The sequence below is a fragment of the Sphingomonas sp. CARO-RG-8B-R24-01 genome, assembly GCF_022662295.1.
In the GTDB taxonomy this organism is placed as follows: Bacteria; Pseudomonadota; Alphaproteobacteria; order Sphingomonadales; family Sphingomonadaceae; genus Sphingomonas.
On the sequence record NZ_JAKNQI010000007.1, the window covers coordinates 44,258 to 62,971 of the forward strand.

An 18,714-nucleotide genomic window follows, 5' to 3' on the forward strand; every position below is an offset into this window, starting at 1 on the left:
GGGTCATCCGAGCGGCGGCGCAGCTTCCTTCAACAGCGGAACCAGTTCGGCGTTGAGCGCGTCCAGCCCGAAGGCACTGGCCTTGGCATAGCGGACATGCCCCGATCGATCGATGATGAAGTTGGTCGGCACCGCGCCCAGCGTATCATACGGCCCCTTGATCCCGCGCGCCGGCGTGATGTGCAGCTGGGCGAACAGTTTCCTCAGCTGGAACGCGGGCACGGAGTCTTCCGTGGCGATGGCATAGACCTTCAGGCCGTGCACTTTCTGCAATTCGTAATAAGCGTCGAGCAGCGGGAGTTCGGCCTTGCATGGGCCGCACCACGTCGCCCAGAAGTTGAGCACGACGACCTGTCCGCGCAACTGTTCCGAGGATATCTTGCTCCCGTCGATCAGGGTGACGACGAACGGCGGCGCCAGGTCGCCCACCTTCGGCTGCTTTGCCCCGAGCAGCAGCACTGCAGCCCCCACCAGGGCAATGCCCCGTACGCTTTTTCTCAAACCCTGCATATCAATGCCCCCATCGATCCGGGCGGCAAGGTGCTGGAGTTTTACGCTTTCGTCAATCGGACGGCCGTTGTCCCGCCGTACGGTCGAACAGCGCGAACAGCAGCAACGCCATCCCGCCGATCCCGGCCCCGATCATGCTGGTGAGCGCCCATCCCCCTGCCGCGATGCTGGCACTGCCGATGACCGAGCCCATCGCGCCGAACAGGAAGACGATCGTCATGTACGCAGCGTTGATTCGCCCGCCCGCCGCCGGGTCCAGGCCGAAGATCACGCGCTGTCCCGAGATCTGGTTGAGCTGGACCGCCGCGTCGATCAGCACCGCGCCGACCGCGAAGGCGATCACGCTCCCCGCCGCGACGACCATGTCCGACGCGACAAACGCCACCGTGAGCAGCAGCAGGGCGAACAGCGTCGTCGCCCGCGCGCGCCCCTTGTCGGCGAAATGCCCGGCGATCGGTGCCGCCAGCGCGCCGCCCGCGCCAGCGAGCGCGAACAATGCCACGCCGTTCGCGCCCAGCCCGAAGCGCTGCGTCAGCACGATCGGCGCGGCGGTCCAGAACATGTTGAAGGCAATGAACAGCAGCGCCTGATACGCCGCGCGCAGCCGCAGGACCGGATATCGCCGCAGCAGGTCGAGCGATGATGCCAGCAACGCGCCGTAGCGCAGCGTGCTGTCCGGCCGGCGCGCGGGCAGCATCAGCAGCAGCGCCACCCCGACCAGCGCGGTCACGCCGGCGGAGACGAAGAACATCGCGCGCCACCCCGCGAGCCCGGCGACGAAGCTCGCAACCGGCCGCGCGAGCATGATCCCGGTGAGCAACCCGCTCATCACCAGCCCGATCGTGCGGCCCTGACGTTCCTGGCTGCTGAGCTTGGCGGCAAGCGGCACCAGCACTTGCGCGCCGACCGAACAGACGCCGGTCACCAGGGCGGCGGCCAGGAACGTGATCGGCCCTTCCGCCAGTGCGATGCCGAGGCATCCGAGCACCGCGCCGACCGTGGCGACGAGGATCAGCCGCTTGTTCTCGACCAGGTCCGACAGCGGCACGATGAACGCGAGGCCGAGCCCATAGCCGAGCTGGGTCAACGTCACGATCGCCCCCGCGAGCCCCGCGGACAGGCCGATGTCGGGCCCGATCGTCTCGATCAGCGTCTGGGCATAATAGAGGTTGGCGACCATCGCGCCGCACGCGACCGCCATCAGCAGCGTGGCCGCGGGGGAAAGATCATGATGGTCGGGATGGCTCATCCGACCCGAAAGCCTCGCCGTCGCGGAAAAAGCAAGTGCGCGCCGTGCAATCGGTCCTGCGGGGGGAATGGCGCGTTGCAGTCGCGGGTGTGGCTGACTATCACGCCCGCAAAGCCCAGAAGAAGAGGATCCAGACCATGACGCCTGCCGTCAAAGCCATTCTCGACAAGTACGAATCCGACAGCCCCGCGACCAAGGCCAACCTCGGCCGGATCCTGATGCACGGCCATCTCGGTGGCACCGGCAAGCTCGTCATCCTGCCGGTCGACCAGGGGTTCGAACATGGCCCGGCACGCAGTTTCGCGATCAACCCGCCGGCGTACGATCCGCATTATCACTATCAGCTCGCGATCGACGCGGGGCTCTCGGCCTATGCCGCTCCGCTCGGCATGCTGGAAGCGGGCGCGATGACCTTCGCCGGGCAGATCCCGACGATCCTCAAGGTCAACAGCTCGAACAGCTGGGCGCAGGGCGCGAACCAGGCGGTCACCGGGTCGGTCGAGGATGCGGTGCGGCTCGGCTGCGCGGCGATCGGCTTCACCATCTATCCGGGGTCGGACGACCTGTTCGACATGATCGGGCAGATCCGCGAAATGTCGGCGGAGGCCAAGTCGGTCGGCATCGCGACCGTGATCTGGTCCTATCCGCGCGGCGGGATGCTTCCCAAGTCGGGCGAGCTCGCGCTCGATGTCGGGGCTTATGCCGCGCACATGGCGGCGCTGCTGGGCGCGCACATCATCAAGGTGAAGCTGCCGAGCGACCATATCGAGCAGAAGGAAGCCAAGCCGATGTACGAGGCCACCGACTGGTCGAACCAGGCGGACCGCGTGAAACACGTCGTCCAGGCGAGCTTTGCCGGGCGCCGGATCGTCGTCTTCTCGGGCGGCGCGTCCAAGGGGTCGGACGCGATCTATCAGGACGCGCGCGACATTCTCGCGGGCGGCGGCAATGGCTCGATCATCGGCCGCAACACCTTCCAGCGCCCGCGTGACGAAGCGCTCGAGATGCTCGGCAAGATCATCGCGATCTACAAGGGCGAAGCGTAAGGACACGCAGGCGTTCGCCTATCATCGGAGCCTCGGCCCGATGATAGGCGTGCTGCTGGGGATCGCCATCGTCGAGATGCTGGTGGTGCATCTCGTGGTGGTCGCGCTGCTCGGCTGGGTTGCGGCGGTCGTCGTCGGGCTGCTCGATCTGTCGGTGGTGATCAGCCTGGCGCTGCTGCTGGGGTCGTTCCGGCGGTATCCGGTGACGATCGCGGACGGCGTGCTGACGATGCGGACGGGACGCCTCAAGTCGATCGCCGTCCCGATCACGGACATCGCCGGTCTCCGTACCACCTGGAACGCGGTCGCCCTCCGGCAGAAGGACATGGTTAACCTCGCGCTGGCAAGCTGGCCGAGCGTCGTGGTCGACCTTTCCGAGCCCGTTCTGAGCCGCCGCGGCAAGCCGATCCGTGCGATCGCGCACAAGCTTGACGATCCCGCGGCTTTCCATGCCGCGATCACGGCGCTATCGGCTGCGCATGGACATTGAAGACCCCCTCGGCCCGCTCGACCCCGATTTCGGTGCGCAGTTCCAGCGTGATTATCGCCGGCCGCCGTGCCAGCTGTATCTCGTCTCGCCGCTCGACGTCACCGGCGGCTTTGCCGACCGGCTGAAACGCGCGCTCGACGCCGGCCCCGTCGCGGCGTTCCAGTTCCGCGTCAAGGACATCGACCAGCATGCCGCGGCCGCGCTCGCCGAGCCGTTGCAGCGGATCTGCGCCGATGCGGACGTCGCCTTCATCGTCAACGACAGCATCGCGCTCGCCAAGCGGCTCGGCGCGGATGGCGTCCATCTCGGGCAGGACGATGGCGATCCGCAGGAGGCGCGCAGCGAGCTGGGCGCGGCGGCGCAGATCGGGATCAGCTGCCACGCCAGCCGCCATCTGGCGATGGAAGCGGGGGAAGGGGGCGCGGATTACGTCGCGTTCGGCGCGTTTTATCCCACGACCACCAAGGTCGCGGAGCATGTCGCCGACCCGGTGTTGCTGAGCTGGTGGTCGACCGTGTTCGAACTGCCCTGCGTCGCGATCGGCGGGATCACGCCGGCCAATGCGCCACCGCTGGTACAGGCGGGGGCGGATTTCCTTGCCGTCTCGCACGGCGTCTGGGGCGGGGACGAAGCAGCAGCGGTAAAGGCGTTTGCCGAGGTGCTCAAGCGGTAGAGGCGGAGCACAGTTCATGCTATGAGCGGAGCATGGCGAAACTCTCTCCTATCGAGTCCGTATTCGACACTACGGAGGACGCCGCAGCGTACGATACTTGGTTCCGAGCGCGGGTGCAGGCGGCACTGGATTCCCCTCACCCGAAGCTCCCTCACGATCAGGTGCGGGCAGAAATGCGCGCGTTGATCGAAGCGAAGACACGTGCAGCTTCTCTGGGAGACTAAGGCGCGCAACGAACTCCGCGCAATCCTCGACTATATCGGCGACCGGAACGTTAGCGCAGCCGCCCGGATGGAGGACGCCATTTTCGATACGGTGGAGATGGTTTTACGTAATCCGTTCATGTACCGGCCCGGCCGGGTGCGCGGCACCCGTGAAGCAGTGGCACACCCCAACTCTGTTATCGTGTATAAGGCGGACGACGACACGGTGACGATACTCGCAGTTCTGCACGCCCGACAGCGATACCCGTGACAGGCGTACTTCGTAGCTTGGAGAAGTTGACCCGCTCACTCCATAGCTACCAGTGCCGCACGCGCCCGGTATCGACATGCACGAACCCGTCGCGCGGATAATAGCCGACGCCACCCCCACCCAGCGCAAGCGCCGCGCCGCGCAACCGGTCGAGCGACACGCCGGGGACCACGATATCGGTCGCCTTGCCGAGCATGTGCTGGCTCTGGCTCGCGACGCCGCTATGCGAGCCGCCGCGGGCGCGGAGCTTCGCATTGGTCTGTGGCGAGCGATAGCCGCAGATCAGGTCGATCTTGCAGTTGCCGCCAAGCTCCAGCTTCTGTCGGAGCGACACGAGCAGCGCCAGCAGGCGGCGGTCCATGCCGATTGTATCGCCCGTTCGCCAGTCGCGCAGGCCGTGGTTGAGCTCGGCCAGCCCGGCCGGAACGAACCGTCCAGACCGCGCGAACACCGCATCGACGCTTTCGTTGGTATGGACGTTGCGGATCGCAAGGCGCCATTCCACGCCCACCGCCATTGCGGGCAGGGGGAGCGCCAGCGCCGCGCCGCCCGCGATCGCGCCGCCGATCAGTGCGCGGCGTGAGAGCGGCGCGCTACATTTCGAAGTCGTAACGGACCCAACGTCCCGGTCTGTCGTTATCTGCATGCAATTGCATGTAGGAGACTGAAACCGTGCTCAAAACCTTTGCCAGCGTCGCTTGTCTGGCCTTGGCCCCGGTTGGTCTCATGGCGGCGGGCGCGGCGGGAACCAACGCGCCGCTGCCAACGCCCGCGGCACAAACCAAGCTGGATCTGTCGGTCCTGCATGCGCAGGTGATCCTCGACCATCTCGGTTTCTCGCCCGGCGTGCTGGACGGGCGCGAGGGCAAATCGCTGGTCGCGGCGATCACCGGGTTCCAGGAGGTCCAGGACTTGCCCAAGACCGGCAAGCTCGATCCGGCAACGCTCCGTGCGCTGTATCCGCATCGCGCCTGGCGGCCGACCCAGAAGATCACGCTGACCAACGAGATCCTCGCCGGCCCGTTCACCAACCCGTTCCCGAAGGACCCGGCGCTCCAGTCGAAGTTGCCCGCGCTCGGCTACAAGTCGGTGATGGAGAAGATGGGCGAGATGTTCCACACCACGCCCGCGGTGCTGATCGAGCTCAACAGCCCGGACACCAAGCTGACCGCCGGGACGCAGATCGTCGTCCCGAACGCGATCACGACCGAGCGGGCCTATGATCCGAAGCTCCCAGAGAATTGGCGCAAGACGCTGAGCGACCTCAACATCGACTCGACCCAGCCGCAGGGCGCCAAGATCGTCGTGTCCAAGTCGAAGGAAGTGCTTCGCGTGCTCGACAAGGACGGCAAGCTCGTCGCGCAGTTCATGGCGACGATGGGCAGCACGCACGATCCGCTGCCGATCGGAACGTGGAAGGTGCTCGGGCCGAGCTACAATCCCGAATTCCACTACAATCCGTCGCTGTTCTGGGATGCCAAGAAGGGTTCGAAGCAGGCGCTGCTTCCGCCGGGCCCCAACGGGCCGGTCGGCGTGGTCTGGCTCGACCTGTCCAAGCCGCATTACGGGATCCACGGAACGCCGTCCCCCGAGACGATCGGTCGCGCGGAAAGCCATGGCTGTATTCGCCTGACCAACTGGGATGCCGCCCGTCTCGCCATGATGATCAAGGCCGGTACGCCGGCGGTGTTCCAGAGCTGATCCGGGGGCGGGGGATGAAGAAACTTGGTGTAATTTTCGTCGTGCTGCTGCTCGGGGTCGTGGGGCTCTGGGTAGCAGCGCTGGTGTTCCTTCCCGACGCGCCGGGCGGCACGCGGGATGGACCGATCGCGCGGCTCCGTCTCGCCGTCCGCGGGCAGCCTCAGCCGGTCGACATTGGCGCGGGGCGTGGAGGCTCGCTTGTGCTGGCCGTTCCGGTTGCTGGTGTGCGCCGGGGCGACATTCGCGAATCGTGGGGCGATCCGCGACAGAATGGCGAACGGGAGCATCACGGGACGGACGTGATGGCAGCGGCAAACACGCCGGTGATCGCTGCGGCACCCGGCATCGTCGAGAAGCTATGGAACAGCGCGGCGGGTGGCACGACGGTCTATATTCGCTCGCCATCGCGGACTTGGACGCATTATTATGCGCATCTGGCGGGCTATGCGTCCGGCCTGCACGAGGGCCAGCCGGTTACGACCGGGCAGTTGCTCGGCTATGTCGGCGACACGGGCAACGCGGGGGCAGGGAATTACCACCTGCATTTCGGGCTCACCCGCACCGACCCGGCCCAGCATTGGTATGAGGGGACCGACGTCGATCCGTTCCCCTATCTTGCGGGCAAGCCGCTGCCCGGCTAAGGCCTCGCGCCACGGTGCCTCGCAAACGGGGCGCCGCTTGGCTCTTTCCAACGCAGGCTCACCCCATGAAGATCAACGCGGTCGAAATCCGTCCCGGCAACATTCTCGAATATGAAGGCGGCATCTGGCGTGCGGTGAAGATCCAGCACACCCAACCCGGCAAGGGCGGTGCCTACATGCAGGTCGAGCTGAAGAACCTCATCGACGGCCGCAAGAACAACGTCCGTTTCCGCTCGGCCGAGAGCCTCGAGAAGGTGCGGCTCGACACGGTCGACTTCCAGTTCCTGTTCCGCGAAGGCGACACGCTGACCTTCATGGACAAGGTCAATTACGAGCAGATCACGCTTGACGCGGACATCCTCGGCGATGCGGCGGCGTTCCTGCAGGACGGCATGGATGTCGTGATGGAATTGTGGGAGGAGCGCCCGATCTCGGTCCAGCTCCCCGACACGATCGAGGCGCTGATCGTCGAGGCGGATGCGGTGGTGAAGGGGCAGACCGCCTCGTCGAGCTACAAGCCCGCGATCCTCGAGAATGGCGTCCGCGTGATGGTCCCGCCGCATATTGGCGCGGGAACGCGGATCGTCGTCGACGTGTACGAACAGACCTATGTGAAGCGCGCGGAATAATGCTTCTCCCTCGCCCCGCTTGCGGGGAGAGGGTGGCCGAGCGAAGCGAGGACGGGAGAGGGGCAGTATCGTAGCGCCCCGCACTGTACTGCCCCTCTCCCCGACCCTCTCCCCGCAAGCGGGGAGAGGGAGAAGAAAGAAAAAGATATGCCCTCCCATTCCGGTCTGATGACCGTCATCGATCGCGCCGCGCGCAAGGCCGGCCCGCGCCTGCGCCGTGACTTCAACGAGGTCCAGCAACTTCAGGTCAGCCGCAAGGGCCCCGCCGACTTCGTGACGATCGCCGACCAGCGCGCCGAACAGACGCTGTACGAGGAACTGTCGCGCGCACGCCCCGACTGGGGCTTCCTCATGGAAGAGCGCGGCGAAGTCCCCGGTGACCCCAACAAGCCGCGCTTCATCGTCGATCCGCTTGATGGCACGACCAACTTCCTCCACGGCATCCCGCACTTCGCGATCTCGATCGCGGTCGAGGAACCGATGCCCAACGGCAAGCGCGAGATCACCTCGGCGATGGTCTATCAGCCGATCACCGACGAAGCGTTCTGGGCCGAGAAGGGCCGCGGCGCGTGGGTGCAGGAGCAGCGGTTGCGCGTGTCGGCACGGCGGGACCTTGCCGACTCGCTGATCGCGACGGGGATCCCGTTCCTCGGCCACGGCAATTTCGCCGAATGGTCGCGCATCTTCGGGGCTATCGCGCCGGAAGTCGCCGGGATCCGGCGGATGGGGTCGGCCGCGCTCGATCTCGCCTGGGTCGCCGCGGGGCGATACGATGGCTATTGGGAGTCGGGTCTCAAGCCGTGGGACGTCGCGGCGGGTCTGTTGCTGGTCAAGGAAGCAGGCGGGTTCGTCACCGACTTCCGCGGCGGTGAGAAGATGATGGAACGCAGCGAGTTCCTCGCCGCCAACGACGGGTTGCAGACGCGACTCCATAAATTGCTGGCGGGCGCGCTGCGCTGAGGGGGCGGGGGCCGGCACTGCCCCCAAATTCCGTTTCTCCGCGCCGGCGAGACCTTCGCAAAGTCATGGCTGTTCTCCCGCAAAAGCGGGAGTCCAGGAGTCGCAGGAACTAAAAGCCGTTGTTCTGCGTGACCCTATATACCCGCCTTCGCGGGAAAACAGCAAATGACGGGTCCGTGACCCGAGCCTTGCAGAAACCTAGCCTTCGCGGGAACGACGGCGATGCGCCGCGCGTGACGGCGCGCTGTGAGAAACCCCCGCCGAACGCCTGTTGCGATTCATTCTCACGCCCGCAACCCTTGCCCCTAAAAGCCCATGGTCCTAAAGCCCTCGGCATCCCTTCGCACATGCGAGAACACCCTTGGTTGACCTGTCACAATATCTCCCGATCCTGCTGTTCCTCGGCGTCGCGCTCGTGCTGTCCAGCGTGTTCGTGTTCCTGCCGATGCTCGTCGCGCGCCTGACCGGAGCGCACAAGCCGACCGCGGAAAAGCTCTCCGAATATGAGTGCGGCTTCCCCGCGTTCGAGGATCCGCGCAGTCAGTTCGACGTGCGCTTCTACCTCGTCGCGATCCTGTTCATCATCTTCGATCTCGAGGCAGCGTTCCTATACCCATGGGCGGTCAGCGTGTTCCAGCTCGGCTGGGTCGCGTGGGGATCGATGATGCTGTTTATCGCCGAACTCGCGCTCGGCCTTGTTTATGCGTGGAAGAAGGGAGCTCTCGAATGGGAGTAGAACTGACGCACCCGACCACTGGCCTGCCGGGCCAGGATCTGGTTCAACCCGATGCCGCGTTCTTCAACGACCTGAACGGCGAACTCGGCGACAAGGGTTTCCTCGTCACGTCGACCGAGGACCTGTTTCACTGGGCGCGCACTGGATCGCTGTGGTGGATGACTTTCGGGCTCGCGTGCTGCGCGGTCGAGATGATCCACGTGAACATGCCGCGCTACGATCTCGAGCGTTTCGGCGCCGCGCCGCGCGCATCGCCGCGCCAGTCGGACGTGATGATCGTCGCGGGCACGCTGTGCAACAAGATGGCTCCGGCGCTCCGCAAGGTTTATGACCAGATGTCCGAGCCGAAGTACGTCATCTCGATGGGCTCCTGCGCCAACGGCGGCGGCTATTATCATTACAGCTACTCGGTCGTACGCGGCTGTGACCGGATCGTACCCGTGGACATCTACGTCCCCGGTTGCCCGCCGACTGCGGAAGCATTGCTGTACGGGATCATGCAGCTCCAGCGGAAGATCCGTCGCGTCGGGACGATTGAACGATGAGGGCGCCGGCTCCAGCCTATCGCGCCAATGACGGCGTGATCGACGCGGCAACCGCTGCGCTCGGTGGTCGTCTGCTGCATTCGCTCGACGCGGTCGGCGAAGTCGCGCTGCATGTCGATCGTGCCTCGCTGGTCGAGACGATGGTCGCTTTGCGCGATACGCCGGGTCTCGAATATCAGCAGCTGATGGAAATCGCGGGCGTCGATTATCCCGATCGCGGGATCGACCGGTTCGAGGTAGTCTATTGCCTGCTCTCGCTGACTCGTAATCATCGCATCCGCGTCCACGTGCAGACCGACGACGAGAAGCCGGTGCCATCGGTGACGAGCATCTGGCCCGTCGCCGGTTGGCTCGAGCGCGAAGTGTACGACATGTACGGCGTGCTGTTCTCGGGCAATTCGGACCTTCGGCGCATTCTGACTGACTACGGCTTCCGCGGTCATCCGCAGCGCAAGGACTTCCCGCTGACCGGCTATGTCGAATTGCGGTATTCCGAAGAAGCCAAGCGCGTGGTTTATGAGCCTGTCGCACTGGCGCAGGATTTCCGGACGTTCGACTTCATGAGCCCGTGGGAAGGCGCCGAATACGTCCTCCCGGGCGACGAGAAGGCGAAGGTGCCGGAAGCCAAGGGTGCGCCGACGCCGCTCAAGGCGGACGAGATCGTCAAGGCCGATGCGGCGAAGTCGCCGACCCAGGTGCCGAGCGATCCAAAGGTCACCGAGAACACCGGCCAGTCCGGCGCGGGCAAGTCCGGTGCCGGTGCGGGCGAAAAGCCAGCCAATCCGTCGGTCATGCCCAGCAAGGGCAGCGGCGGCGGGACTGGCGGAGGACAGAACCAGTGAGCGAGTATCTCGACCAGCTCGAACATCGTACCGACGGCGAGAAGCCGGAAGTCGGCGATGTCGAAATCCAGAACTACACGATCAACTTCGGTCCGCAGCATCCGGCCGCACACGGCGTGTTGCGCCTGGTGATGGAGCTCGACGGCGAGATCGTCGAGCGTGTCGATCCGCACGTCGGGCTGCTCCATCGCGGCACCGAGAAGCTGATCGAATACAAGACGTACATTCAGGCGCTGCCGTATTTCGACCGGCTCGATTACTGCTCGCCGCTGTGCATGGAGCATAGCTATGTGCTCGCGATCGAGAAGCTGCTCGATCTCGAAGTGCCGATCCGCGCGCAGTACCTCCGCGTGCTGTTCGCCGAGCTGACGCGCATTTCGAACCACATGCTCAACCTCGGGTCGCATGTCATGGACGTCGGCGCGATGACGCCGAACCTGTGGCTGTTCGAAATCCGCGAGGATTGCATGAACTTCTTCGAGCGCGTCTCGGGCGCGCGGATGCACAGCGCCTACTTCCGTCCGGGCGGCGTCCATCAGGATGCGCCGCTCAAGCTGCTGACCGACATCGCCGACTGGCTCGACACGCGGCTGCCGCGGCTGTTCGAGGATGCGATCTCGCTCGTCGCGGACAACCGCATCTTCAAGCAGCGCAACGTCGACATCGCCACGGTCAGCCGTGAGGATGCGATCAAGTGGGGCTTCTCCGGCCCGATGATCCGGGGTTCGGGCATCGCCTGGGATCTGCGCAAGTCGCAACCGTATGACGTGTACGACCGGATGGAGTTCGACGTACCGGTCGGTACGCGTGGCGATTGCTATGACCGGTTCATGGTGCGCGTCGAGGAAGTCCGTCAGTCTGCGAAGATCATGAAGCAGTGCCTGCGCGACATGCCCGAGGGGCCGATCGCGTCGCTCGATCGCAAGGTCGTGCCGCCCAAGCGCGCCGAGATGAAGCGGTCGATGGAAGCGCTGATCCATCACTTCAAGCTTTACACCGAGGGCTTCCACGTGCCCGCAGGCGACGTCTATGTCGCGACCGAAAGTCCCAAGGGCGAGTTCGGCGTGTATCTCGTCGCCGATGGCACGAACAAGCCGTACCGCTGCAAGATCCGCCCGACCGCGTTCTCGCATCTGCAGGCGATGGACTTCATGTCGAAGGGCCACATGCTTGCGGATACGACCGCGATCCTGGGCGCGATGGATATCGTTTTTGGTGAATGTGACCGATAATGGCTGAAGCCCCCAAGATCCCCGACGAAGCCGAGACCCGCGCCCGCTGGGGTGCGTTCGCGTGGAACGACGAAAACCAGAAGAAGGCGAACGAGATCCTCGGTCGCTATCCCAAGGGTCGCGAGCAATCCGCGTCGATCCCGTTCCTCGATCTGGCGCAGCGTCAGGTCGGCGAAGAGACGCAGACGCAAGGCTGGTTGCCGGTCCCGGTGATCGAGTTCGTCGCGCGCCAGATCGGCGTGCCGTACATGCGCGTCTATGAAGTCGCGACCTTCTACACGATGTTCAACATGGCACCGGTCGGTCGTTTCCACGTGCAGGTCTGCGGCACCACGCCGTGCCTGCTTGGCGGCAGCGACGACGTGCTGGCGGCCTGCAAGAACAAGGGGCTGATCAAGGGCCGGACGACCCCGGACGGCATGTTCACGCTGACCGAGGTCGAATGCCTTGGTGCCTGCGCCAACGCGCCGATGGTCCAGATTAACGACGATAATTTCGAAGATCTCGATTACGACAAGACCAGCGCATTGCTCGAGGCGCTTGCCAACGGGACGCCGGTCGCGCCGGGATCGCAGACCGGGCGGCGCGACAGCTGCGCGGCGGGCGGCCCGACCAATCTCGTCGCGATGGTCGACGAGAACCATGACTATCGGGGGGAGTGGGCATGACGGTCGAAGAAACCCGTTTCATTTCCGAGATGCTGCGCGGCATTCGCAGTGATGTCAGCGACGTGAAAGACCGGATGCTCAACATGGAATTGCGGCAGACCGCGATGGAGCATCGCCTGCTTGGGATCGATACGCATCTCGCCGCCCTTCAGCATGGGGTCGACGGCGTATCGGCCGACATGCGCCGCGTGAAGCAGCGGCTCGAACTCGTGGACGGAGCCGCCTGATGCGCCCGTTCCTTCCTATCCTCGCGACCGAGAGCGCACGCTAATGCTTGCTGACAAGGACCGCATTTTCACCAACGTCTACGGCTTCCAGCCGTGGAACCTCGAGGCCGCGATCAAGCGTGGCGATTGGGACGACACCAAGGGCCTGATGGCACGCGGGCAGGATGCTTTGATCGACGCGGTCAAGGCATCGGGCTTGCGCGGCCGTGGCGGCGCTGGTTTCCCGACCGGCACCAAATGGTCGTTCATGCCCAAGGAACCAAAGCCGGACCGCCCGAACTTCCTCGTCATCAACGCCGATGAATCTGAGCCGGGGTCGTGCAAGGACCGCGAGATCATCCGCCACGATCCGCACAAGCTGATCGAAGGCGCGCTGATCGCGGGTTATGCGATGCGCGCGCGCGCCGCCTACATCTACATCCGTGGTGAATATATCCGCGAGGCCGAAGTCCTCTTCGCCGCGGTCGCAGAGGCGTATGACAAGGGCCTGATCGGCAAGAACGCCAGCGGCTCGGGCTATGACTTCGACGTCTTCGTCCATCGTGGCGCGGGCGCGTACATTTGCGGCGAAGAGACCGCGATGCTCGAGAGCCTCGAGGGCAAGAAGGGCCAGCCACGGCTCAAGCCGCCGTTCCCGGCGGGGGCAGGGCTCTATGGCTGCCCGACGACGGTCAACAACGTCGAGTCGATCGCGGTCGTGCCGACGATCCTGCGGCGCTCGCCCGAGTGGTTCGCGAGCTTCGGCGCCGAGGGCAATCGCGGCACCAAGCTGTTCCAGATCAGCGGGCATGTGAACAAGCCGTGCGTGGTCGAGGAGGCGATGAGCATCACCTTCCGCGAACTGATCGAAACGCATTGCGGCGGGATCCGCGGCGGGTGGGACAATCTGCTCGCGGTCATCCCGGGCGGGTCTTCGGTGCCGCTGGTACCGGCTGCCGAGATCATGGACTGCCCGATGGACTTTGACGGCCTCAAGAAGGTCGGTTCGGGTCTGGGCACCGCGGCGATCATCGTCATGGACAAGTCGACCGACATCGTCCGCGCGATCAGCCGTCTCTCCTACTTCTACAAGCATGAGAGCTGCGGCCAGTGCACGCCGTGCCGCGAGGGCACCGGCTGGATGTGGCGCGTGATGGAGCGGATGCGCACCGGCGACGCGGACATTTCCGAGATCGATACGCTGTATCAGGTGACCAAGCAGGTCGAGGGCCACACGATCTGTGCATTGGGCGATGCGGCGGCATGGCCGATCCAGGGCCTGATCAAGCACTTCCGCCCCGAGATGGAGCGGCGGATCACCGAGAAGCGTGGCGGCGGGTTGAGCCCGATGATGGAAGCGGCTGAATAATGCCTATTGTCAAAGTCGACGGCGTCGAAGTCGAAGTTCCCGCTGGTGCCACCGTGCTCCAGGCGTGCGAAATCGCGGGCAAGGAAATCCCGCGCTTCTGTTATCATGAGCGCCTGAGCATCGCGGGCAATTGCCGCATGTGCCTGGTCGAGGTGAAGCCCGGACCGCCGAAGCCGCAGGCATCGTGTGCGCTGCCGGCCGCGGACAAGCAGGAAATCTTCACCAACTCGCCGATGGTCAAGAACGCGCGCGAAGGGGTGATGGAGTTCCTCCTGATCAACCATCCGCTCGATTGCCCGATCTGCGACCAGGGTGGCGAATGCGACCTGCAGGACCAGAGCCTCGCTTACGGGCGCGGCCAGTCGCGCTATGACGAGAACAAGCGTGCGGTTACCGAGAAGTACATGGGGCCGATCGTCAAGACGGTGATGACGCGGTGCATCCAGTGCACGCGCTGCATCCGTTTTGCCGAGGAAGTCGCCGGCGTCGAGGAAATCGGCGCGATCGGTCGTGGCGAGGACATGCAGATCGTGTCCTATCTCGAACATGCCGTGACGAGCGAACTGTCGGGCAACGTGGTCGATCTCTGCCCGGTCGGTGCGCTGACGTCCAAGCCGTACGCGTTCGAAGCGCGTCCGTGGGAACTCCGCAAGACGCTGACGATCGACGTGATGGACGCGGTCGGCACCAACATCCGGCTCGATAGCCGTGGTCGCCAGGTGCTGCGCGCCGTGCCGCGGATCAACGAGGACGTGAACGAGGAATGGGCGAGCGACAAGACGCGCCACGCCGTTGACGGCCTGGTCCGTCGCCGCCTCGACAAGCCGTATATCCGGAAGGGCGGCCGCCTGACCGAAGCCTCTTGGGACGCCGCCTTCCTCGCGATCTCGCAGGTCGATGCCGGGTCGAGCATCGCGGCGATTGCTGGCGATCTGGTCGATTGCGAGACGATGTATGCCGCCAAGGCGTTGCTCGGCAGCATGGGCTCGACCCTGCTCGAGGGCCGCCAGACCGGCATGGATTATGACACGACCAATCTGGCCGCTGTCAATTTCAACACGACGATCGCCGGCACCGAACAGGCCGACGTGATCCTGATCGTGGGCAGCAACGTGCGCTGGGAAGCGCCGCTGGTGAACACGCGGATTCGCAAGGCGATCAAGCGCGGCGCGAAGGTGTTCGCGATCGGGCCGGAAACCGAACTGACCTATAAGGTCGAATGGCTTGGCGAGGATCTCGGCGTGCTCGGCAACCTGCCCGAGGCCGTGACCGAGGCGTTCGCCAAGGCCGAGCGTCCGATGATGATCGTCGGCGGGGCGGCGCTCAAGTCGCTCGGCGCGGCGCTCGCGCTGGTGTCGCCGCTGGGTCTGGTCAAGGACGGCTGGAACGGCTTCAACGTGCTCCATATGGCGGCGAGCCGCATGGGCGGGTTGATGCTCGGTTATGCGCAGAAGGGCGGCATCGCGGATGTCGTCGCAGCCAAGCCGAAGCTTGCCTTCTTCCTGGGCGCGGACGAGGTCGATTTCGGCGCGTTCGAAGGCACGTTCAAGGTGTACATCGGACATCATGGCGACAAGGGCGCGGCATCTGCCGACGTCGTTCTGCCGGGGGCTAGCTATGCCGAAAAGTCTGGCACGTACGTCAACCTCGAGGGTCGTGTTCAGCGTGGCGAGCGTGCGGTGTTCCCGCCGGGCGACGCGCGCGAGGACTGGACGATCCTGCGCGCGCTGTCGGGCATGATGGGCAAGACGCTGCCGTTCGACACGATCGAGGAATTGCGCGCGAACATGGCGACCGATACGCCCGCACTCGCAACGCTCGGGCTGGCGGCGTTCGACTGGGCCCCGCCTGCGCTCAACGCAGCGGCCTCGGGCACGCTGACCGGCTATCCGATCAAGGACTTCTACCTGACCAACGCGATCTGCCGGGCAAGCCCGACGATGCAGCGCTGCTCGGCGGAACTGGTCCACGGGCAGGAATTCGCGGAGGCGGCGGAATGACCTTCGCTTCTTCGCTTCTTTCTTCCCCGGCGCAGGCCGGGGCCCAGTCGCGAGCGGCCGTTCGGCTGAGCGCGGCGCGCGGTAACGACAACCTTCCCGACTGGGCCCCGGCCTGCGCCGGGGAAGGGGAACTGGCAGCATGACCTCCTTCTTCACTTACCGTTTCGGGATGCCTTATGGCTGGGCGTGGTTCCTCGCCACGCTGATGGACATCCTGCTGATCGCGCTGCCGGTCATGCTGGCGGTCGCGATGCTGATCTACGCCGATCGCAAGATCTGGGCGTCGATGGCGCTGCGGCGTGGTCCCAACGTGGTCGGCCCGTTCGGTCTGCTCCAGTCGTTCGCGGATGGGCTGAAGGTGTTCCTGCAGGAAACGATCATCCCGTCGGCGGCGAACAAGACGCTGTTCATCATCGCGCCGATCATCACTTTCACGGTTGCATTGATCGTCTGGGCGGTGGTCCCGTTCGATGCGCGCGCCGCACTCTCCGACATCAACGTCGGGTTGCTCTACGTTCTCGCCGCCTCGTCGATCGGCGTGTACGGCGTGATCCTCGCGGGCTGGTCGTCCAACTCGAAATATCCGTTCTTCTCGGCGATCCGCGCCGCGGCGCAGATGGTCAGCTATGAAGTCGCGATCGGCTTCGTGCTCATCTCGATCGTGCTGTGGAGCGGCAGCTTCAACCTGACCAATATCGTCGAAGCGCAGAAGAGCGTGATGGGGACGCCGGTCAACGGCTTCTTCCTCAACCCGCTGCTGTTCCCGATGGCGGTGGTGTTCTTCATCTCGTCGCTCGCGGAAACGCAGCGTGCGCCGTTCGATCTGGCCGAGGCGGAGAGCGAGCTCGTCGCCGGTTACCAGACCGAATATTCGTCGATGTCGTTCGCGCTCTACTGGCTCGGCGAATATGCCAACGTGATCCTGATGTGCGCGCTCAACGCGACGCTGTTCTGGGGCGGGTATCTGCCGCCGTTCGACTGGGCACCGCTCTATGTCGTGCCGGGGATCATCTGGCTGTTCATCAAGATCCTGCTGTTCTTCTTCGTGTTCAGCTGGGTCAAGGCGACGGTGCCGCGCTACCGTTATGACCAGCTGATGCGGCTGGGCTGGAAGATCTTCCTGCCGCTGTCGCTGTTCTGGGTGTTCCTCGTGTCCGGTGTCCTGATGGTCACCCGCGTCGGCACCGAGTGCGCGCCCGAGAACCGGGTCTATACCAAGCAATATCTCTACGATGACGGTCGTCCGCGCTATCCCACCGATGGCGTGTGCCAGGCTGCTCCCGTGAACCAGTTGGAGAAGCGCTCGTGAGCGTCGCCCAGATCATCAAGTCCTATACGCTTTGGGAATTCCTCAAGGCGCACGCGCTGACCCTGAAGTATTTCTTCAAGGCCAAGGCGACGATCAACTATCCCTTTGAGAAGAACCCGATCAGCCCGCGCTTCCGCGGCGAGCATGTGCTGCGGCGCTATCCCAACGGCGAGGAACGCTGCATCGCGTGCAAGCTGTGCGAAGCAGTGTGCCCGGCGCAGGCGATCACGATCGAGGCCGAGCCGCGCGACGACGGCTCGCGCCGCACGACGCGCTACGACATCGACATGACCAAGTGCATCTTCTGCGGCCTGTGCCAGGAAGCCTGCCCGGTCGACGCGGTCGTCGAGGGTCCGAACTTCGAATATGCGACGGAAACGCGCGAAGAGCTGATCTACGACAAGACCAAGCTGCTGGCGAATGGCGATCGTTGGGAAAGCGCGATCGCCGCGAACCTTGCCGCCGACGCGCCTTACCGTTAAGCGCCGCACCGACTCTGAGGGGCCCCAGAAAACCGTGATCCAGGCACTCGCCTTTTATCTTTTCGCAGCGATCGTGATTGTTTCAGCCGCGCTGACCATCACCTCGCGCAACCCGGTGCATGCCGTGTTGTGGCTGATTCTGGCCTTCTTCAACGCAGCGGGCCTGATGGTCCTCGTCGGTGCCGAGTTCATCGCGATGCTGCTTGTCATCGTGTACGTGGGAGCCGTCGCCGTGCTGTTCCTGTTCGTCGTGATGATGCTCAACATCGATTTCGCCGAACTGCGCGCTGGCTTCGCCCGCTACGCAGCGATCGGCGCGGTGTTCGCGGTCGGGCTGGCGGCCGAGATCATGCTCGCCTTCGGCGCGTGGAGCGCAGGGACGATCGAACTCGCCCGGCGTGGTGCGCCGATGCCCGAGACGATGTCGAACATCCAGGCGCTCGGCATGGTGCTCTACACGCGCTATCTCTTCGTGTTCGAAGGCGCCGGGCTGGTCCTGCTCGTCGCGATGATCGGTGCGATCGTGCTGACGCATCGGGATCGTACGGGTTCGCGCAAGCAGAACATTTCGCGGCAGAACGCGCGCCGTCCGCAGGACGCGACGCGCAACACGCAGCCGACGGTCGGCGCAGGGGTGGAGCTATGACGATCGGTTTGGGCCATTATCTCGTCGTGGGCGCGATCCTGTTCGCGCTCGGCGTGCTGGGCATCATCGCCAACCGCAAGAACCTCATCGTCATGCTGATGGCGGTCGAGCTGATCCTGCTCGCGGTGAACCTCAACTTCGTCGCCTTCTCGGGCTATCTTCACGATCTCGTCGGACAGGTGTTCGCGATGTTCGTGCTGACGGTCGCGGCGGGTGAGGCGGCCATCGGGCTTGCCATCCTCGTCATCTACTTCCGTAGCCGCGGGACGATCTCGGTCGACGACGCCAACCGGATGCAGGGGTAAG

24 protein-coding genes are annotated in these 18,714 nt (G+C 64.7%); 21 read left to right on the forward strand and 3 right to left on the reverse strand.

Annotated elements, in window-relative coordinates:
* Positions 1-3 precede the first annotated feature (3 nt).
* Together L8G49_RS14145 and L8G49_RS14150 are read right to left on the reverse strand one after the other, a co-directional pair.
* A complete protein-coding gene (locus L8G49_RS14145) occupies positions 4-510 on the reverse strand; it encodes a TlpA disulfide reductase family protein (protein ID WP_242186441.1) in 507 nt (168 codons plus the stop codon).
* 52 nt (positions 511-562) lie between these two features.
* Positions 563-1,759, reverse strand: coding sequence for an MFS transporter (locus L8G49_RS14150; RefSeq protein WP_242186442.1), 1,197 nt, complete (start codon positions 1,757-1,759; stop codon positions 563-565).
* A 137-nt stretch (positions 1,760-1,896) separates the two neighbouring features.
* Between L8G49_RS14150 and L8G49_RS14155 the strand changes: the two genes are divergently transcribed.
* From L8G49_RS14155 to L8G49_RS14175, 5 genes are read left to right on the forward strand one after another with little or no spacing between them, the layout of a single operon-like run.
* Positions 1,897-2,805, forward strand: a complete 909-nt coding sequence (locus tag L8G49_RS14155) for a class I fructose-bisphosphate aldolase (protein ID WP_242186443.1) — start codon at positions 1,897-1,899, stop codon at positions 2,803-2,805.
* 40 nt (positions 2,806-2,845) lie between these two features.
* Positions 2,846-3,295: a hypothetical protein gene (locus L8G49_RS14160; RefSeq protein ID WP_242186444.1), complete on the forward strand. Its 450-nt coding sequence runs from the start codon at positions 2,846-2,848 to the stop codon at positions 3,293-3,295.
* Positions 3,285-3,968, forward strand: coding sequence for a thiamine phosphate synthase (thiE, locus tag L8G49_RS14165; RefSeq protein ID WP_242139151.1), 684 nt, complete (start codon positions 3,285-3,287; stop codon positions 3,966-3,968). Before L8G49_RS14160 ends, thiE begins: the two co-directional genes overlap by 11 nt.
* A gap of 32 nt (positions 3,969-4,000) precedes the next feature.
* On the forward strand, positions 4,001-4,192 hold the full coding sequence (locus L8G49_RS14170; protein WP_242139144.1) for a stability determinant: 192 nt from the start codon (positions 4,001-4,003) through the stop codon (positions 4,190-4,192).
* Complete coding sequence (locus L8G49_RS14175; RefSeq protein WP_242186445.1) at positions 4,170-4,442, forward strand: type II toxin-antitoxin system RelE/ParE family toxin; 273 nt, start codon at positions 4,170-4,172, stop codon at positions 4,440-4,442. Before L8G49_RS14170 ends, L8G49_RS14175 begins: the two co-directional genes overlap by 23 nt.
* A gap of 46 nt (positions 4,443-4,488) precedes the next feature.
* Here L8G49_RS14175 and L8G49_RS14180 read toward each other — a convergent pair whose 3' ends face one another.
* Positions 4,489-5,088 (reverse strand): DUF882 domain-containing protein, encoded by a 600-nt coding sequence (locus tag L8G49_RS14180; protein ID WP_242186446.1) that lies wholly within the window; start codon positions 5,086-5,088, stop codon positions 4,489-4,491.
* A gap of 80 nt (positions 5,089-5,168) precedes the next feature.
* Here L8G49_RS14180 and L8G49_RS14185 point away from each other — a divergent pair, with 80 nt between their 5' ends.
* From L8G49_RS14185 to nuoK, 16 genes are all read left to right on the forward strand, one after another.
* Positions 5,169-6,143: a L,D-transpeptidase family protein gene (locus tag L8G49_RS14185; RefSeq protein ID WP_242186633.1), complete on the forward strand. Its 975-nt coding sequence runs from the start codon at positions 5,169-5,171 to the stop codon at positions 6,141-6,143.
* A 14-nt stretch (positions 6,144-6,157) separates the two neighbouring features.
* Positions 6,158-6,784, forward strand: coding sequence for a M23 family metallopeptidase (locus L8G49_RS14190; RefSeq protein ID WP_242186447.1), 627 nt, complete (start codon positions 6,158-6,160; stop codon positions 6,782-6,784).
* A 65-nt stretch (positions 6,785-6,849) separates the two neighbouring features.
* Complete coding sequence (gene efp, locus L8G49_RS14195; RefSeq protein WP_010163506.1) at positions 6,850-7,413, forward strand: elongation factor P; 564 nt, start codon at positions 6,850-6,852, stop codon at positions 7,411-7,413.
* A 147-nt stretch (positions 7,414-7,560) separates the two neighbouring features.
* On the forward strand, positions 7,561-8,373 hold the full coding sequence (locus L8G49_RS14200) for an inositol monophosphatase family protein (protein WP_242186448.1): 813 nt from the start codon (positions 7,561-7,563) through the stop codon (positions 8,371-8,373).
* A gap of 361 nt (positions 8,374-8,734) precedes the next feature.
* Positions 8,735-9,109 carry an NADH-quinone oxidoreductase subunit A gene (gene ndhC / locus L8G49_RS14205; RefSeq protein ID WP_010163508.1) on the forward strand — a complete coding sequence of 125 codons (375 nt, stop codon included), beginning with the start codon at positions 8,735-8,737 and terminating at the stop codon, positions 9,107-9,109.
* Positions 9,100-9,654 (forward strand): NADH-quinone oxidoreductase subunit B, encoded by a 555-nt coding sequence (locus L8G49_RS14210; RefSeq protein ID WP_010216641.1) that lies wholly within the window; start codon positions 9,100-9,102, stop codon positions 9,652-9,654. Before ndhC ends, L8G49_RS14210 begins: the two co-directional genes overlap by 10 nt.
* Positions 9,651-10,496 (forward strand): NADH-quinone oxidoreductase subunit C, encoded by an 846-nt coding sequence (locus L8G49_RS14215; RefSeq protein WP_242186449.1) that lies wholly within the window; start codon positions 9,651-9,653, stop codon positions 10,494-10,496. Before L8G49_RS14210 ends, L8G49_RS14215 begins: the two co-directional genes overlap by 4 nt.
* The gene (locus L8G49_RS14220) at positions 10,493-11,728 is read left to right on the forward strand and encodes an NADH-quinone oxidoreductase subunit D (RefSeq protein WP_242186451.1); all 1,236 of its coding nucleotides are present in this window, start codon (positions 10,493-10,495) and stop codon (positions 11,726-11,728) included. Before L8G49_RS14215 ends, L8G49_RS14220 begins: the two co-directional genes overlap by 4 nt.
* Positions 11,728-12,396: an NAD(P)H-dependent oxidoreductase subunit E gene (locus tag L8G49_RS14225; RefSeq protein ID WP_242186452.1), complete on the forward strand. Its 669-nt coding sequence runs from the start codon at positions 11,728-11,730 to the stop codon at positions 12,394-12,396. Before L8G49_RS14220 ends, L8G49_RS14225 begins: the two co-directional genes overlap by 1 nt.
* Positions 12,393-12,623: a hypothetical protein gene (locus tag L8G49_RS14230; protein ID WP_242186454.1), complete on the forward strand. Its 231-nt coding sequence runs from the start codon at positions 12,393-12,395 to the stop codon at positions 12,621-12,623. Before L8G49_RS14225 ends, L8G49_RS14230 begins: the two co-directional genes overlap by 4 nt.
* A 43-nt stretch (positions 12,624-12,666) precedes the next feature.
* A complete protein-coding gene (nuoF, locus tag L8G49_RS14235; protein ID WP_010216648.1) occupies positions 12,667-13,971 on the forward strand; it encodes an NADH-quinone oxidoreductase subunit NuoF in 1,305 nt (434 codons plus the stop codon).
* Positions 13,971-15,971 carry an NADH-quinone oxidoreductase subunit NuoG gene (gene nuoG, locus L8G49_RS14240; protein WP_242186455.1) on the forward strand — a complete coding sequence of 667 codons (2,001 nt, stop codon included), beginning with the start codon at positions 13,971-13,973 and terminating at the stop codon, positions 15,969-15,971. The genes nuoF and nuoG overlap by 1 nt, the downstream gene beginning before the upstream one ends.
* A gap of 139 nt (positions 15,972-16,110) precedes the next feature.
* A complete protein-coding gene (gene nuoH, locus L8G49_RS14245; protein WP_131528515.1) occupies positions 16,111-17,280 on the forward strand; it encodes an NADH-quinone oxidoreductase subunit NuoH in 1,170 nt (389 codons plus the stop codon).
* The gene (nuoI, locus tag L8G49_RS14250) at positions 17,277-17,762 is read left to right on the forward strand and encodes an NADH-quinone oxidoreductase subunit NuoI (protein WP_010163523.1); all 486 of its coding nucleotides are present in this window, start codon (positions 17,277-17,279) and stop codon (positions 17,760-17,762) included. The genes nuoH and nuoI overlap by 4 nt, the downstream gene beginning before the upstream one ends.
* Before the next feature lie 34 nt (positions 17,763-17,796).
* Positions 17,797-18,408 carry an NADH-quinone oxidoreductase subunit J gene (locus tag L8G49_RS14255; protein WP_242186456.1) on the forward strand — a complete coding sequence of 204 codons (612 nt, stop codon included), beginning with the start codon at positions 17,797-17,799 and terminating at the stop codon, positions 18,406-18,408.
* Positions 18,405-18,713, forward strand: a complete 309-nt coding sequence (nuoK, locus tag L8G49_RS14260) for an NADH-quinone oxidoreductase subunit NuoK (RefSeq protein ID WP_010163525.1) — start codon at positions 18,405-18,407, stop codon at positions 18,711-18,713. Before L8G49_RS14255 ends, nuoK begins: the two co-directional genes overlap by 4 nt.
* Position 18,714 lies beyond the last annotated feature (1 nt).

What these genes read in the sequence shown, in the direction of transcription:
- L8G49_RS14210 (WP_010216641.1), top strand. Translation starts at nt 9,100, where the DNA reads ATGGGAGTAGAACTGACGCACCCGACCACTGGCCTGCCGGGCCAGGAT.
- L8G49_RS14200 (WP_242186448.1), top strand. Translation starts at nt 7,561, where the DNA reads ATGCCCTCCCATTCCGGTCTGATGACCGTCATCGATCGCGCCGCGCGC.
- nuoH (WP_131528515.1), top strand. Translation starts at nt 16,111, where the DNA reads ATGACCTCCTTCTTCACTTACCGTTTCGGGATGCCTTATGGCTGGGCG.
- L8G49_RS14190 (WP_242186447.1), top strand. Translation starts at nt 6,158, where the DNA reads ATGAAGAAACTTGGTGTAATTTTCGTCGTGCTGCTGCTCGGGGTCGTG.
- L8G49_RS14230 (WP_242186454.1), top strand. Translation starts at nt 12,393, where the DNA reads ATGACGGTCGAAGAAACCCGTTTCATTTCCGAGATGCTGCGCGGCATT.
- L8G49_RS14180 (WP_242186446.1), bottom strand. Translation starts at nt 5,088, where the DNA reads ATGCAGATAACGACAGACCGGGACGTTGGGTCCGTTACGACTTCGAAA.
- nuoG (WP_242186455.1), top strand. Translation starts at nt 13,971, where the DNA reads ATGCCTATTGTCAAAGTCGACGGCGTCGAAGTCGAAGTTCCCGCTGGT.
- thiE (WP_242139151.1), top strand. Translation starts at nt 3,285, where the DNA reads ATGGACATTGAAGACCCCCTCGGCCCGCTCGACCCCGATTTCGGTGCG.
- L8G49_RS14155 (WP_242186443.1), top strand. Translation starts at nt 1,897, where the DNA reads ATGACGCCTGCCGTCAAAGCCATTCTCGACAAGTACGAATCCGACAGC.
- L8G49_RS14170 (WP_242139144.1), top strand. Translation starts at nt 4,001, where the DNA reads ATGGCGAAACTCTCTCCTATCGAGTCCGTATTCGACACTACGGAGGAC.
- nuoK (WP_010163525.1), top strand. Translation starts at nt 18,405, where the DNA reads ATGACGATCGGTTTGGGCCATTATCTCGTCGTGGGCGCGATCCTGTTC.
- L8G49_RS14150 (WP_242186442.1), bottom strand. Translation starts at nt 1,759, where the DNA reads ATGAGCCATCCCGACCATCATGATCTTTCCCCCGCGGCCACGCTGCTG.
- L8G49_RS14185 (WP_242186633.1), top strand. Translation starts at nt 5,169, where the DNA reads ATGGCGGCGGGCGCGGCGGGAACCAACGCGCCGCTGCCAACGCCCGCG.
- L8G49_RS14215 (WP_242186449.1), top strand. Translation starts at nt 9,651, where the DNA reads ATGAGGGCGCCGGCTCCAGCCTATCGCGCCAATGACGGCGTGATCGAC.
- nuoF (WP_010216648.1), top strand. Translation starts at nt 12,667, where the DNA reads ATGCTTGCTGACAAGGACCGCATTTTCACCAACGTCTACGGCTTCCAG.
- L8G49_RS14160 (WP_242186444.1), top strand. Translation starts at nt 2,846, where the DNA reads ATGATAGGCGTGCTGCTGGGGATCGCCATCGTCGAGATGCTGGTGGTG.
- L8G49_RS14145 (WP_242186441.1), bottom strand. Translation starts at nt 510, where the DNA reads ATGCAGGGTTTGAGAAAAAGCGTACGGGGCATTGCCCTGGTGGGGGCT.
- efp (WP_010163506.1), top strand. Translation starts at nt 6,850, where the DNA reads ATGAAGATCAACGCGGTCGAAATCCGTCCCGGCAACATTCTCGAATAT.
- L8G49_RS14225 (WP_242186452.1), top strand. Translation starts at nt 11,728, where the DNA reads ATGGCTGAAGCCCCCAAGATCCCCGACGAAGCCGAGACCCGCGCCCGC.